The organism is Actinoplanes solisilvae, assembly GCF_003999975.1.
GTDB classification, from domain to species: Bacteria; Actinomycetota; Actinomycetes; order Mycobacteriales; family Micromonosporaceae; genus Actinoplanes; species Actinoplanes solisilvae.
This window is the reverse complement of record NZ_RJAC01000017.1, coordinates 164,414-177,213: the sequence shown is the minus strand read 5'-3', so window position 1 is coordinate 177,213 and position 12,800 is coordinate 164,414. Positions and strand designations below refer to the sequence as shown.

13 protein-coding genes are annotated in these 12,800 nt (G+C 70.9%); 4 read left to right on the top strand and 9 right to left on the bottom strand.

Annotation, left to right across the window (positions count from 1 at the left end; all coding sequences use genetic code 11):
• The first annotated feature begins 130 nt into the window (after positions 1–130).
• From EER30_RS32995 to EER30_RS32985, 3 genes are all read left to right on the top strand, one after another.
• Positions 131–1,552 (top strand): MFS transporter, encoded by a 1,422-nt coding sequence (locus EER30_RS32995; RefSeq protein WP_127504576.1) that lies wholly within the window; start codon positions 131–133, stop codon positions 1,550–1,552.
• A gap of 76 nt (positions 1,553–1,628) precedes the next feature.
• Positions 1,629–2,018 (top strand): globin, encoded by a 390-nt coding sequence (locus tag EER30_RS32990; protein ID WP_127504575.1) that lies wholly within the window; start codon positions 1,629–1,631, stop codon positions 2,016–2,018.
• 75 nt (positions 2,019–2,093) lie between these two features.
• Entirely contained in the window at positions 2,094–3,347 is a 1,254-nt protein-coding gene (locus EER30_RS32985) for a delta-60 repeat domain-containing protein (RefSeq protein ID WP_127504574.1), read from the top strand.
• 11 nt (positions 3,348–3,358) lie between these two features.
• Here EER30_RS32985 and EER30_RS32980 read toward each other — a convergent pair whose 3' ends face one another.
• From EER30_RS32980 to EER30_RS32960, 5 genes are all read right to left on the bottom strand, one after another.
• Positions 3,359–3,940 carry a type III secretion system chaperone family protein gene (locus EER30_RS32980; RefSeq protein ID WP_127504573.1) on the bottom strand — a complete coding sequence of 194 codons (582 nt, stop codon included), beginning with the start codon at positions 3,938–3,940 and terminating at the stop codon, positions 3,359–3,361.
• Positions 3,941–4,071: 131 nt separating this feature from the next.
• Positions 4,072–4,731 (bottom strand): DUF8185 domain-containing protein, encoded by a 660-nt coding sequence (locus EER30_RS32975; protein ID WP_127504572.1) that lies wholly within the window; start codon positions 4,729–4,731, stop codon positions 4,072–4,074.
• A complete protein-coding gene (locus EER30_RS32970; protein ID WP_127504571.1) occupies positions 4,728–5,135 on the bottom strand; it encodes an acyl-CoA thioesterase in 408 nt (135 codons plus the stop codon). Before EER30_RS32970 ends, EER30_RS32975 begins: the two co-directional genes overlap by 4 nt.
• Positions 5,128–6,804, bottom strand: a complete 1,677-nt coding sequence (ettA, locus tag EER30_RS32965; protein WP_127504570.1) for an energy-dependent translational throttle protein EttA — start codon at positions 6,802–6,804, stop codon at positions 5,128–5,130. The genes EER30_RS32970 and ettA overlap by 8 nt, the downstream gene beginning before the upstream one ends.
• 163 nt (positions 6,805–6,967) lie before the next feature.
• On the bottom strand, positions 6,968–7,513 hold the full coding sequence (locus EER30_RS32960; protein WP_127504569.1) for a hypothetical protein: 546 nt from the start codon (positions 7,511–7,513) through the stop codon (positions 6,968–6,970).
• A gap of 124 nt (positions 7,514–7,637) precedes the next feature.
• Between EER30_RS32960 and EER30_RS32955 the strand changes: the two genes are divergently transcribed.
• Entirely contained in the window at positions 7,638–9,071 is a 1,434-nt protein-coding gene (locus EER30_RS32955; RefSeq protein ID WP_127504568.1) for an alpha,alpha-trehalose-phosphate synthase (UDP-forming), read from the top strand.
• On the opposite strand, the gene EER30_RS32950 is transcribed toward EER30_RS32955, so the two are convergent.
• From EER30_RS32950 to cobC, 4 genes are read right to left on the bottom strand one after another with little or no spacing between them, the layout of a single operon-like run.
• Complete coding sequence (locus tag EER30_RS32950; RefSeq protein WP_127504567.1) at positions 9,059–9,436, bottom strand: VOC family protein; 378 nt, start codon at positions 9,434–9,436, stop codon at positions 9,059–9,061. The genes EER30_RS32955 and EER30_RS32950 overlap by 13 nt on opposite strands.
• 30 nt (positions 9,437–9,466) lie before the next feature.
• Positions 9,467–10,654, bottom strand: coding sequence for a uroporphyrinogen-III C-methyltransferase (gene cobA / locus EER30_RS32945; RefSeq protein ID WP_127504566.1), 1,188 nt, complete (start codon positions 10,652–10,654; stop codon positions 9,467–9,469).
• Positions 10,651–11,709, bottom strand: coding sequence for a nicotinate-nucleotide--dimethylbenzimidazole phosphoribosyltransferase (cobT, locus tag EER30_RS32940; RefSeq protein WP_255437020.1), 1,059 nt, complete (start codon positions 11,707–11,709; stop codon positions 10,651–10,653). Before cobT ends, cobA begins: the two co-directional genes overlap by 4 nt.
• Positions 11,710–11,711: 2 nt before the next feature.
• On the bottom strand, positions 11,712–12,764 hold the full coding sequence (gene cobC / locus EER30_RS32935) for an Rv2231c family histidinol phosphate aminotransferase CobC (RefSeq protein WP_127504565.1): 1,053 nt from the start codon (positions 12,762–12,764) through the stop codon (positions 11,712–11,714).
• Between the last annotated feature and the right edge of the window lie 36 nt (positions 12,765–12,800).

Genomic DNA, 12,800 nt, shown 5'->3' with positions numbered 1-12,800 from the left:
GACGATCGGGCAGAATCCGCATGAGCATTTGCACATGCGGCATCACGTTCCCGTCGGGCGCCCAGCCTCGAACGGGCGTGCCCGGTGACCGCCGTGAACCGGCGGAACGCCGAGATCGATGGAGGACCTGGTGTCCGAGGACCCGGATGCGCGTAGCGGCAGCAGTGCCAGCTCGACTACGGAGAGCGAGCAACTGATCACGTTCCGTGATCTCTTTGCCGTGCGCGAATATCGGGCGCTCTACCTGTCCCTGATCACGAACTGGCTCGGCGACTATCTCGCCCGAGCCGCCATCACCGTTCTGGTCTACGAGCAGAGCAAGTCGGTCCTGCTGTCCGCGGCGGCCTTCGCGCTCAGCTTCCTGCCGTGGATCATCGGCGGCGCGGTGCTCGCCGCCCTGGCCGAACGCTATCCGTACCGCCGGGTCCTGATCGTCGCCGATCTCTACCGCATGGCGCTCATCGCGCTGCTGCTGATCCCGCACGTGCCGATCCCGGTCATGCTGGTGATCATCTTCATGGCCAGCCTCGGTACGCCGCCGACTCAGGCGGCCCGCTCGGCGTTGCAACCGCTGGTGGTGGGGCGCGACAAGCTACCCATCGCGGTCGCGACCAACGCGACCAGCACCCAGGCCGCCCAGGTCTTCGGCTATCTGGCCGGGGCGGCTCTGGCCACCGGCATCAGCCCGCAGGTGGCGCTCGTCATCGACGTGGTGACCTTCGCCGTCTCGGCCGCCCTGATCACCGCCGGCGTGCGGCCCCGGCCCTCGGCGCACAGCCGGGCGCAGCGCCGCCACCTGCTGCGCGAGTCGGGCGAGGGCTTCCACCTGGTGTTCAGCACACCGACGCTGCGCTCCATCGCGGTCCTCGTCTTCGTCCTGACTATGTTCGCGGTCGTGCCCGAGGGTCTGGCTGCCGCCTGGGCCGCCGAGGGCAGCGCCGACGCGTCCACCCGCGGCCTCAACCAAGGCTTGATCATGGCGGCCGGGCCGATCGGATACGTGGTCGGCGGCCTGCTGATCAGCCGTCTCGCCCGGCCCGCGCTGCGCGACCGGCTGGTGCGCCCGCTCGCCGTGCTGTCGGCCCTGGCACTCGTCCCCGCCCTGGCCGGCCCGCCGCCCCCGATCGTCGCCATTCTGGTGGCCGTGTCCGGGATTGCCCAGGGCGGCGTGATGCCCACCCTGAACAGCAAGTTCGTGCTGATCCTGCCGCACGGCTATCGGGCCCGGGCGTACGGCGTGATGCAGACCGGCATGCAATTCGCCCAGTTCACCGCGGTGGTCACCACCGGGTTGCTGGCCGATCATTTCTGGTTGCCGATGGTGGTCGGGTTGTGGAGCGTGGGCGGCACGGCGGCTCTCGTGCTGCTGGCGTCCCGGTGGCCCACGTCCGGCATGTTCACGGCCGCGGCCGACGCCGCCACGGCCACTCAACCGCCGAAGCCCGCCCCGGCGCCCGCTGCGCCAGCACCACCCGTCGCGCCCGCACCACCCGTCGCGCCCGCTCCGGTCCTTCCCTCGGCGGCGACAACCGCGGCGCCTGAGCGGCCCTGACCCGCATCACCAGCGTCACACCCGGGCACCCCTTACCGCGACGGACGCGGGCCGGCCCGGCTGGCAGGATGGACAGGTGACCGCTCCCGCCCCCCAAGAGCCCAGCTTCTTCGACGCCATCGGCGGCGAACCCACCTTCCGGCGCCTCGTCGACAAGTTCTACGAGGGCGTCGCGACCGACCCGCTGCTCCGGCCGATGTACCCCGAGGAAGACCTCGGCCCGGCCGCCGACCGGCTGACGCTCTTCCTCATGCAGTACTGGGGCGGCCCGAACACCTACTCGTCCACCCGCGGCCACCCCCGCCTGCGCATGCGGCACGCCCCTTTCGTCGTCGACGAGAAGGCCCGCGACGCGTGGCTCGAGCACATGCGCAACGCCGTCGACTCGCTCGGACTCCCCCAGGCGCAGCACGACCAGCTCTGGGACTATCTCGAGCGCGCGGCCTATTTCATGGTGAACGCCTGACCGCCGAGATCGTTTCCGACATGTCGGTCAGGTCGTTGAGCGGGTGTCCTATCCGCTGATGACCAGGAGCTCGCCATGCGTCGCCGCTTGCTCGCCGCCGCCACCGTCGCCGCCGCCGTCGTGGCCTGCGCGCATCCCGCCGCGGCCGACATGGCCCACTCCCGGGTGGTGTCCCCCAACCCCGTCGATTTCACGCCGCACGTGCAGGACGGCACGGTCTGGTCGATGGCCGTCGTCGGCGACACCGTCGTGGTCGGCGGCGCCTTCACCAAGGTCACCGACGCGAGCCGCAAGACCACGTTCGCGCGCAAGAACCTCTTCGCCTTCGGCCTGCACGACGGCGCCATCCGCGGCTTCGCTCCGCAGGTCGACGGGGCCGTCTACGCCCTGAGCGCCGGCGCCGACGGCACGGTCTACGCCGGAGGGGCGTTCAAGACCGTGAACGGGACCGCTCAGCGCGGCATCACCCAGCTCACGTTGGGCGGTCAGCGGGTCAGCGCGTTCGCCGCCAAGATCGGGTGGGGCGACGTGCGGACGTTGTCGGCCCGCGGGTCCCGGCTCTACGCGGCCGGCACGTTCCAGGCCATCAACGGGGTGAACCGGGCCGGGCTCGCCCGGCTGAGCGCGACCACGGGAGCGGTCGACACCGGCTTCGACACCCGGCTGAGCGCACCCGGCCTGACCCGCACCCGGGTCGAGCACTTCGACATCTCGCCCGACGGGAGCAGGCTGATCGCGGTCGGCGCACTGCTCAAGGCGAGCGGGTACGACCGCACGCAGATCGCGATGTTCGACGTCGCCGGCCCGACCGCGCAGCTCACGAGCTGGTACACCGACGCCTACAAGCCGCAGTGCATGAAGGGTTTCGACACCTACCTGCGCCAGGTGAAGTTCTCGCCCGACGGCTCGTACTTCGTGGTCGCCGCGACCGGCCGCGCGTCCTCCCCCGACCGCCTCTGCGACTCGGCGGCCCGCTTCGAGACCGGCGGCTCCGGCCGGCACAACCCGACCTGGGTCCAGCGCACCGGCGGCGACTCCCTCTACGCCGTGGCCGTAACGGGCTCCGCCGTCTACCTGGGCGGCCACCAGCGCTACTTCGACAACCCCCACGGCACCGACGCCAAAGGCCCCGGCCCCGGCGCCGTCTCCCGCGTAGGCATCGGCGCCGTCAGCCCGTCGACCGGCCGGGCCCTCTCGTGGAACCCGACCCGCAAGCGCGGTGTGGGTGTCCGAGTCTTCATCGCCCTCCCCCAGGGCCTACTGGTCGGCAGCGACACCGACGAGTTGGGCAAGGAGTACCACGGCCGAGTGGGCATGTTCCCCCTCTGACAACCAACGACCTAAAGCAAGGCGCCTTCGTCGTGCAGCCAGTCCACGAAGGACGTGGCGACGGCGGCGCCGCAGTCGAGGAGCTCGACCACAAGGGCGTCGTGGGCGCCGGCGGCCAGGGGGATCTGGAGTTCGGCGTAGATCGGGAGCTGGCCGCGTTCGGTCGGGTCGCCCACGTAGGCCTTGCAGAAGCGCCGAGTGTGGTTCCACTCGTTCACCACGCGGTAGGCACGGTCGGCCCAATCGGGCGGGACCGTCGCGTGAGGACGGGCGCGCATCACGAGGATCTCGTCGTCGGGGCCCTCGAGGGTGAACAGCACGGCGTGCCGCTCCCACATGGCCAGCAGGCTGCCGCCACCGTCGGCGAGGAACCTTATGTCGAGCAGGTCGAGCGCCTTGCCGATGCGCGTGAGCGTCACCTGGCTGACGGGCTCGGGCTCCTCGGTCGCGGAGGTCTCGACCGGGACCGGAAGCCGGCCCGGCTCGCGTTGTGCCGGAACGCCGACACGAACCGCGCCGTGCGCTGCCGAATCGTCGTCGGTCTCCGGCGCGTTGCCCGCGGCTGAGCCCGGACGCCATGACCACCACGGCATCGTTGTGCACCTCACTCCCCAGCGAACCCACTGCCGGACGTAGCGAGTGGATCCGAGGGCCGACGGTACCCGTACCGGTCGCGGAGGTCATCCCCCCAACGGGAGGGCGGGACCGCTCGTACGAGCGTCCATCATCCTTTCGGGTGACCGGCTATAGGCATAACGGTCAATTTCTTGACCGCCTGTAGCCACGCCACTCCATATGGTGCCGAAAGTCCCACCCAGGAGCCGGACACACGGATGCGGGTCTCCGGACCATCAGTGTCACCCGGGCCGAGGAAACCCATCCGGGAGATCGCCTGAATGAGTCGCTGGGAGACCTCCACCGGGCGACCGGCGGCCGGCGTCGCGACGAGCGCCACGTGATCGAGCAGGGCGTCGCGAACGGCCCGCTGACCCACCGAACGTCCGGGCAGACCGCCGGTGGAGACCTCGCGCAGGGTGCCTGCGGCGGCCTCGGCGAGCCGGCTCAGCTCGGCGCCGGAGACCGACTCGATCGTCTCGCCACCGGGCGGCGGCAACGGCCAGCGCCACTGGGCGTCGCGCCTCGGAGGCAACTCGTCGCCGCCCCGCGCCAGCACGGCGAGCAGCTCACCGGCGGCCACCGTGGCGTCGTCCGGCCCGTGCCCGGCGACCTCGCGGGTCACCAGCACATCCCAGGGCAGCCGTCCCCAGAGGGCCACCCGGCCGCCGGTGTTGCGCATTCGCACCGGCGCCCCGGGATCGAGCCGGGTCAGCCGGGCCAGGAAGGCTCCCGCGTCGGGAACGCCGAGCAGGCCGTGTGAACTCATGACTCGAAGTAGGGACGCAGGAAGTCGCGCTCGGCCTCGGAGAGCCGCCGCGGGTGACCGTTGGTCAGGTTGTAGGGCACACACACCGACCTGGCCCGGCTGGCCAGCACGCCGTCGTCGAAGAGCTCGTAGGCGACGGTGAACGAGGCCGCGCGCTGCTCACAGATCCACATCTCGATGCGTACGGGGTCTCCGTAGTCGACGGGACGCAGATAGTCGACCTCGTGGCGGGCGATGACGATGCCCTCCTCGAACGAGCCGAGGCCGTGCTCGCGAGCGCCGACGAAGAACATGGCGACGCGCGCCTCCTCGTAGAGGGTGAGGAAGCGCGCGTTGTTGACGTGCCCGTACGCGTCCATGTCGGACCACCGTACGGGCACGTCATAGACGAATTTCTCAGTCACGCGTGAGCTTGCGGTAGGTCACGCGATGCGGGCGGGCGGCGTCGGCGCCGAGACGGTCGATCTTGTTCTTCTCGTACGCGTCGAAGTTGCCCTCGAACCAGAACCACTTGTCGGGCTCCTCGTCGGTGCCCTCCCACGCGAGCATGTGGGTGGCGACGCGGTCGAGGAACATCCGGTCGTGGGAGATGACCACGGCGCAGCCCGGGAACTCGAGCAGCGCGTTCTCGAGGCTGCCCAACGTCTCGACGTCGAGGTCGTTGGTCGGCTCGTCGAGCAGGATCACGTTGCCGCCGATCTTCAGCGTCAGCGCGAGGTTGAGGCGGTTACGCTCGCCACCGGAGAGCACCTTGACCGGCTTCTGCTGGTCGGGGCCCTTGAAGCCGAACGCCGCCACGTAGGCCCGGGACGGCATCTCGACCTTGCCGACCATCAGGTGATCGAGACCGTCGGAGACGACCTCCCACACCGTCTGGTTCCCCTGCAGACCTTCCCGGCTCTGGTCGACGTACGAGAGCTGGACGGTCTCACCGACGCGGACCGAGCCGTCATCCGGCTTCTCGAGCCCGACGATGGTCTTGAACAGCGTGGTCTTGCCGACGCCGTTCGGGCCGATGATGCCGACGATGCCGTTGCGCGGCAGCGAGAACGACAGGTGGTCGATCAGCGTGCGCCCGTCGAAGCCCTTGACCAGGTCTTTCGCCTCGATGACGGTGCTGCCCAGGCGCGGGCCCGGCGGGATCTGGATCTCCTCGAAGTCCAGCTTGCGGGTCTTCTCGGCCTCGGTGGCCATCTCGTCGTAGCGGTCGAGACGGGCCTTGCTCTTGGTCTGGCGGGCCTTGGCGTTCGACCGCACCCACTCGAGCTCCTCGGTGAGGCGCCGCTTGAGCTTGGCGTCCTTCCGACCCTCGACGGCCAGGCGCTGCGCCTTCTTGTCGAGGTAGGTGGAGTAGTTGCCCTCGTACGGGTACGTCCGGCCGCGGTCGAGCTCGAGGATCCAGTTGGCCACGTTGTCGAGGAAGTACCGGTCGTGGGTGATGGCGATGACGGTGCCGGCGTACTTGGCCAGGTGCTGCTCCAACCAGCTCACGCTCTCGGCGTCGAGGTGGTTGGTGGGCTCGTCGAGCAGCAGCAGGTCGGGCGCCTCGAGCAGCAGCTTGCACAGCGCGACACGGCGGCGCTCACCACCGGAGAGCTGGGTCACGTCGGCGTCCGGCGGCGGGCAGCGCAGCGCGTCCATCGCCAGTTCGAGCTGGGCGTCGAGGTCCCAGGCGTTGACGTTGTCGAGCTCCTCCTGGAGCTTGCCCATCTCTTCCATGAGCTCGTCGGTGTAGTCGGTCGCCATCTCTTCGGCGATCTTGTTGAAGCGCTCGAGCTTCGCCTTGGTCGCGGCGACCGCCTCCTCGATGTTGCCGAGAACGGTCTTGGACTCGTTGAGCGGCGGCTCCTGCGCGAGCATGCCGACGGTGTACCCGGGCATGAGCCGGGCCTCGCCGTTGCTCAGCGTCTCGACGCCGGCCATGACCTTGAGCAGCGTCGACTTACCGGCGCCGTTCGGGCCGACCACGCCGATCTTGACGCCCGGCAGGAAGTTCAGCGTCACGTTGTCGAGCACGACCTTGTCGCCGTGCGCCTTGCGCGCCTTTTCCAGGACGTAGATGAACTGGGCCACGCTGCGGCCTACCTCCGTGATCGTTGACGGCTGCCTTTGGTCCGCTCGTGGGTGGCGGGCGGGGTGGTTGGACGGAAGCCGAGGAGAACAGAATTCCGGGGCAATCTTTCCAGGTCGCCCTGCGGACCCTGTTAACAACCCCGGGCGCGGCCGGGGGATTCCCTCAGCCGGCGGTGCGGGCCGAGTTGCGCTGAACCTTTCCGCTGGCCTCGAAGTGCAGCTCGAACTCGTCGGACGTGATGACGAACCGGTTCCCCTTCTGGTCCACCACCTCGTACGCGTCGTCCCCGGTGCGGGACACGTTCTGCAGGAAGAGGCCGTTCTTGCCCTCGATCAACGGGGCGTCGATGCCGCCGGTCTTGCTCTGGTAGTAGAACAGGCCGTTGACGTCGGTGCAGATCCAATACGTGCTGTCGTTGTCGGTGTAGATCTTGAGCACCTGCCACAGGTCGGAGTTGATCCCGACCTTCCTGGCCGTGGCCCGCGTCTGTTCGGGGCAGAACGGGCCGGGCGGCTCGAAGGGCGGTTTTGTCGGCTCGGTCACCGTCTCTGAGGGCAACGCGCCGCTGCCCACCTGCCGATTACCGCTCTGGTAGCGGCTGAGCAGGAAGCCGCCCGTCCCGCCGAGGATCGTCAAGAAAACCGTGGCAATGACCACAGGGAAGAAGATGTGCCGCCGGGGCGGGGAAAGATCAGCGGACGGTGTCACGGGCCCAGGATGGCACCCGGTCGCTATCGCAGTCCACGACGGCGGCAAAGACTGGGCACGCCCCGTGCTGCTACGCACAGTAGGCTCACAGTGGGAACAGAAACGACCCGGAGGTGCACTCAGCGTGGCCGAACGAAGTTCCTTTGTCGTTGTCGCCAACCGTCTGCCCGTCGACGAGGTGACCACCCCGGACGGGGAGCGCCAGTGGCGCACAAGCCCCGGCGGCCTGGTCACCGCGCTCCACCCGGTGCTGACCGAGCACGGCGGCACCTGGATCGGATGGGCCGGCGGCACCGGTGAGGCGCCCGAACCGTTCGAGCTCGAGGGCATCCACATCCACCCCGTGCCACTGAGCGAGGAGGAGCTGGAGCGCTACTACGAGGGCCAGTCCAACGCGACGATCTGGCCGCTTTATCACGACGCGGTCGAGACGCCGGTTTACAAGCGCCGGTGGCGCGAGGCCTACCGCCTGGTCAACCAGCGCTTCGCCCAGGCCGCGGCCGAGGTCGCCGACGAGGGCGCCACCGTCTGGGTGCAGGACTATCAGCTTCAGCTCGTGCCGGCCATGCTGCGCGAGCTGCGCCCCGACCTCAAGATCGGGTTCTTCCTGCACATCCCGTTCCCGCCGATCGAGCTGTTCATGCAGATGCCGTTCCGCGCCGAGGTGCTGCGCGGCCTGCTCGGCGCCGACCTGGTCGGCTTCCAGCAGCGGCTCGCGGCGCAGAACTTCGTACGTCTCGCCCGTCATCTCCTCGGTCTGCGTTACGAGGGCCAGTCGATCCAGGTGGACGGCCGCAAGGTCAAGGCGGGCGCCTTCCCGATCAGCATCGACACGCGGGAGATGGAACGGCTCGCGGCCGACCCCAAGGTGCAGGCCCGGGCCAAGGAGATCCGCGCCGAGCTCGGCGACCCCACGACGGTCATCCTCGGTGTCGACCGGCTCGACTACACCAAGGGCATCGAGCTGCGGCTCAAGGCGTTCCGCGAGCTGCTGGCCGACGGCAAGCTCAAGGTCGGCGACGCGGTGATGGTGCAGGTGGCGACCCCGAGCCGCGAACGCGTCGAGCACTACCAGTCGCTGCGGGTCAAGGTCGAGCGCGAGGTCGGGCGCATCAACGGCGAGTTCGGCAAGGTCGGCGTGCCCGCCGTGCACTACCTGCACCAGTCCTACAGCAAGCAAGAACTGGCCGCGATGTACGTGGCGGCCGACGTCATGATGGTGACCCCGCTGCGCGACGGCATGAACCTCGTGGCCAAGGAGTACGTCGCGTGCCGGGCCGACACCGGCGGCGCTCTGGTGCTCAGCGAGTTCGCCGGCGCCGCGACCGAGCTGCGGCAGGCCTTCCTCTGCAACCCGCACGACCCCGACGGGGTCAAGGACGCGCTGATGCGCGCGGTCGGCACCGAACCGGCCGAGCTGAAGCGCCGCATGCGGGTCATGCAGCGGCACCTGCGCACTCACGACGTGGCCCAGTGGGCGCGCACGTTCCTCGACGCGCTGGAGGCCGCGGCCGACGGCCGCGACCCCGAGGGCCAGTCGACGGGTCAGTCGACGTAGAGGCAGAAGGGATGACCGGCCGGGTCGAGGTAGACCCGGACGTTCTCCTGCGGCTGGAAGCCGGCGAGCGTCGCACCCGCCTGTTCGGCGTGCGCGCAAGCCGCTTCCAGATCGTCGACCCGGATGTCGAGATGGACGCTCATCTGCTGCTCACCGGTGCGGGCCGGCCACACCGGGCGGACGTACAGCTTCTCGGTCTGGAAGGAGAGGCCGGCGCCGCCCCCAGGGGCACCGAGAACGACCCAGTGGGCCTCCTCCTGCGTCGCGCTCCACCCCAGTAATCGCTGATAGAAGCCGGCGAGCTCGCGCGCGTCGGACGAATCGAGTACCACTCCCGTCAGGATCATCTGCGGTCGTCCGTCCATGACGAACGACCTACCCACTGCGTGACGGTTCTATACCGCTGCGTGCACGACGTCGCCGATCACGACGACGGCGGGCGGGCGGATGCCGGCCCCGGCAACCGCGGCCGTGACCTCGCCGAGAGTGCTGCGCAGCGATCGTTGGTGGCTGGTCGAGCCTTCCTGCACGACGGCTGCGGGCGTATCGGGTGAGCGGCCTTCGGCGATCAGCCTCTCGGTGATCTTCCCGAGGTTCTTCAAGCCCATGAGTACGACCAGAGTGCCGCGCAGCCGTGCGAGAGCGGCCCAGTCGACCAGCGAGTCGGGGTGCCCGGGCGGGATGTGCCCGCTGACGACGGTGAACTCGTGGGCGACGCCGCGATGGGTGACCGGGATGCCGGCCAGCGCGGGCGCGGCGATCGAGCTGGTCACGCCGGGCACGACGAGCACCGGGACGCCGGCCTCGGCGCAGGCGATCGCCTCCTCGCCGCCGCGGCCGAAGACGAACGGGTCGCCGCCCTTCAGCCGCACCACGAACTTCCCCTCGAGCGCGCGCTCGACCAGGATCCGGTTGATCTCCTCCTGCGCGGCCGACGGGCCATACGGGATCTTGGCGGCGTCGACGAACTCGACCTCGGGCCGCAGCTCGCCCAGCAGCATGCCGGGCACGAGCCGGTCGGCCACCACGACGTCGGCCGCGGCCAGCAGGCGACGGCCCTTCACGGTGATCAGCTCGGGGTCGCCCGGGCCCGCGCCGACCAGGGCGACGCCCTTGTGCTCTCCGACGACGGGCGGGCTGCTCTCGAGCGCGTGGGCGACCAGGTCGCGCACGGCCATCGCGCGACGCCGGTCGCCGCCGTCGGTGACCGCGACGGTGACCTGGCCGTGGCGGGTCACGGCGGGGGTCCAGGCGGTGGCCGCGTCGCGGTCGTCGGCGCGTACGCAGAAAACCCGGCGCTCCTCGGCGGCCGCGCTGACCTGTTCGGCCGCGGCCGGGTCGTCGATCGCGACGTGCACGAGCCAGGCGCCGTCGACGTCGGAGGGCTCGAACCGCCGGGCGGCCCAGCCGGCCCGCCCCGCGTCGACCTGACCCCGCAAGGCCGGGGTGAGCTCGGGCGACACGATCTCGACGAGAGCACCGGCGGCCAGCAGCGCGGGCACCCGGCGGGTGGCCACCGTGCCGCCGCCGACGACCAGCACCCGGCGGCCGGCCAGCTTGAGACCGAGGGGATAGACACTCACTTCTCGGACACTCCCGCGGAGTCGAACGTGGCGACCTCGTGCAGCACCCGCACGGCGGCCGAGACGACCGGCAGCGCGAGCGCGGCGCCGCTGCCCTCGCCCAGGCGCATGCCCAGGTCGAGCAGCGGTTCGAGGCCGAGGTGGGCGAGCGCGACCGTGGCGCCGGGCTCGGCCGAACGGTGCCCGGCGACCATGGCGGCGACCGAATCGGGGGCGAAGGCGGCGGCGGCGAGGGCGGCCGACGCGGCGATCACGCCGTCGACGATCACGGGCACCCGGTGGGCGGCCGCGCCGAGGATGAAGCCGGCCAGCGCCGCGTGCTCCAGACCCCCGACGGTGGCGAGCACGCCGAGCGGGTCGGCCGGGTCGGGCCGGTGCAGCGCCAGCGCGCGCCGCACGACGTCGACCTTCAGTTCCAGGGTCGCGTCGTCGATGCCGGTGCCGCGGCCGGTGGCAAGGGCCGGGTCGCTGCCGGTGAAGACGGCGATCAGGGCGGCCGCGGGTGTCGTGTTGGCGATGCCCATGTCGCCGGTGAGCAGGCACTTCGCGCCGCCGGCGACGAGCGCCCCGGCGACGCCGATGCCGACCTCGACGGCGGCGCGGGCCTCGTCGCGGGTCAGTGCCGGGCCCACCGAGAGGTCGCGGGTGCCACGGCGCACGTTCGCGTCGAGCAGGGTGGCCCCGCCGTGCAGCGGGATCGCCACGCCGACGTCGACCACCATCACGTCGGCGCCGGCCTGGCGGGCGAACGCGTTGACGACCGCGCCGCCGGCGACGAAGTTCGCCACCATCTGGGCGGTGACCTCCTGGGGCCACGGCGAGACGCCCTGGGCGTGCACGCCGTGGTCACCGGCGAAGACGGCGACCGTCGCGGGGGCCGGAAGCGGCGGCGGGCAGACGCCCGCGAGCCCGGCCAGCCGTGCGGAGAGCTCCTCGAGAGTGCCGAGCGAACCGGCCGGCTTGGTCAGGCGAGCCTGCAGGTCACGCGCGGCGGACATGGCCCTCTCGTCGGCGGGACGGACGGCGGCAAGCGTCGTCTCCAGGTCGGCGGTCACGGTCACGGTCGCTCCTCCAGCACGGCTATCAGGGTGTCGACGAAAGTATCGGTGGTGGCAGTGTCGCGCACGGCGATGCGGAGCCAGTCGGCGCCCAGCCCCGGAAAGGTGTCGCCCCGGCGCACCGCGTAGCCGCGTTCGCGCAGCTCAAGACGGATTTTGTCGGCGCCGGGAAGGCGTACGGCGACGAAGGCACTGGCGGGATCGCCCGCGACCGTGAGTTTCGGCACGTGCCGCAGCCGCCGCACCAGGTGGTCGCGGTCGGCGGCGACGCGGGCGGCGATCTCGCGCTCGGCGGCCACGGCGGTGGGCGAGGCGCAGGCGGTCGCGGCGGCCAGAGCAGGGGTCGAGACGGCCCACAGCGGCTGGGCGGCGGCGAGCCGGGGCAGCAGATCGGCCGGGCCGAGCAGGTAGCCGATGCGCAGGCCGGCCAGCCCCCAGGTCTTGGTCAGGCTGCGCAGCACCACGAGCCCGGGCAGGTCGCGACGACCGGCGAGCGACTCGGGCTCCCCCGCGACGCCCTCGCGGAAGGTCGTGTCGGAGAACGCCTCGTCGACGACGAGGACCCGGCCGGGGCGGGCCAGCGCCGCGATCTCGCCGGCCGGGTGCAACACCGAGGTCGGGTTCGTGGGGTTGCCGACGAAGACCAGGTCGGCGTCGCCGGGGACGAGCGCGGCGTCGAGCCGGAAGCCGTCGTCCTCGCGCAGCAGCACCCGCTCGACGACGTGGCCGGCGTTACGCAGGGCGGCCTCGGGCTCGGTGAACTGCGGATGCACCACGACCGGGCGACGGGCGCCGCGCAAGGCCTGGGCCAGCAGTACGAAGGCCTGGGCGGCACCGGCGGTGAGCAGGACCTCGTCCGGGTCGCGGCCGTGCCTGCGGGCCACGGCCTCGGTCGCCTCGACCCCGTCGGGGTACGCCGAGAGGTCGCTCAGCGAGGCGATCAGGGGTGCCGACAACCAGGCCGGCAGGGGCGCATGGCGCACGTTGACCGCGAGATCGATCAGACCGGCGCCCACCTCCGTGTCGCCGTGGTGCCCGAGGTCGATCGTCATTCTCTCAGCATGCCCGACCACGAACGGCGTCGGTCT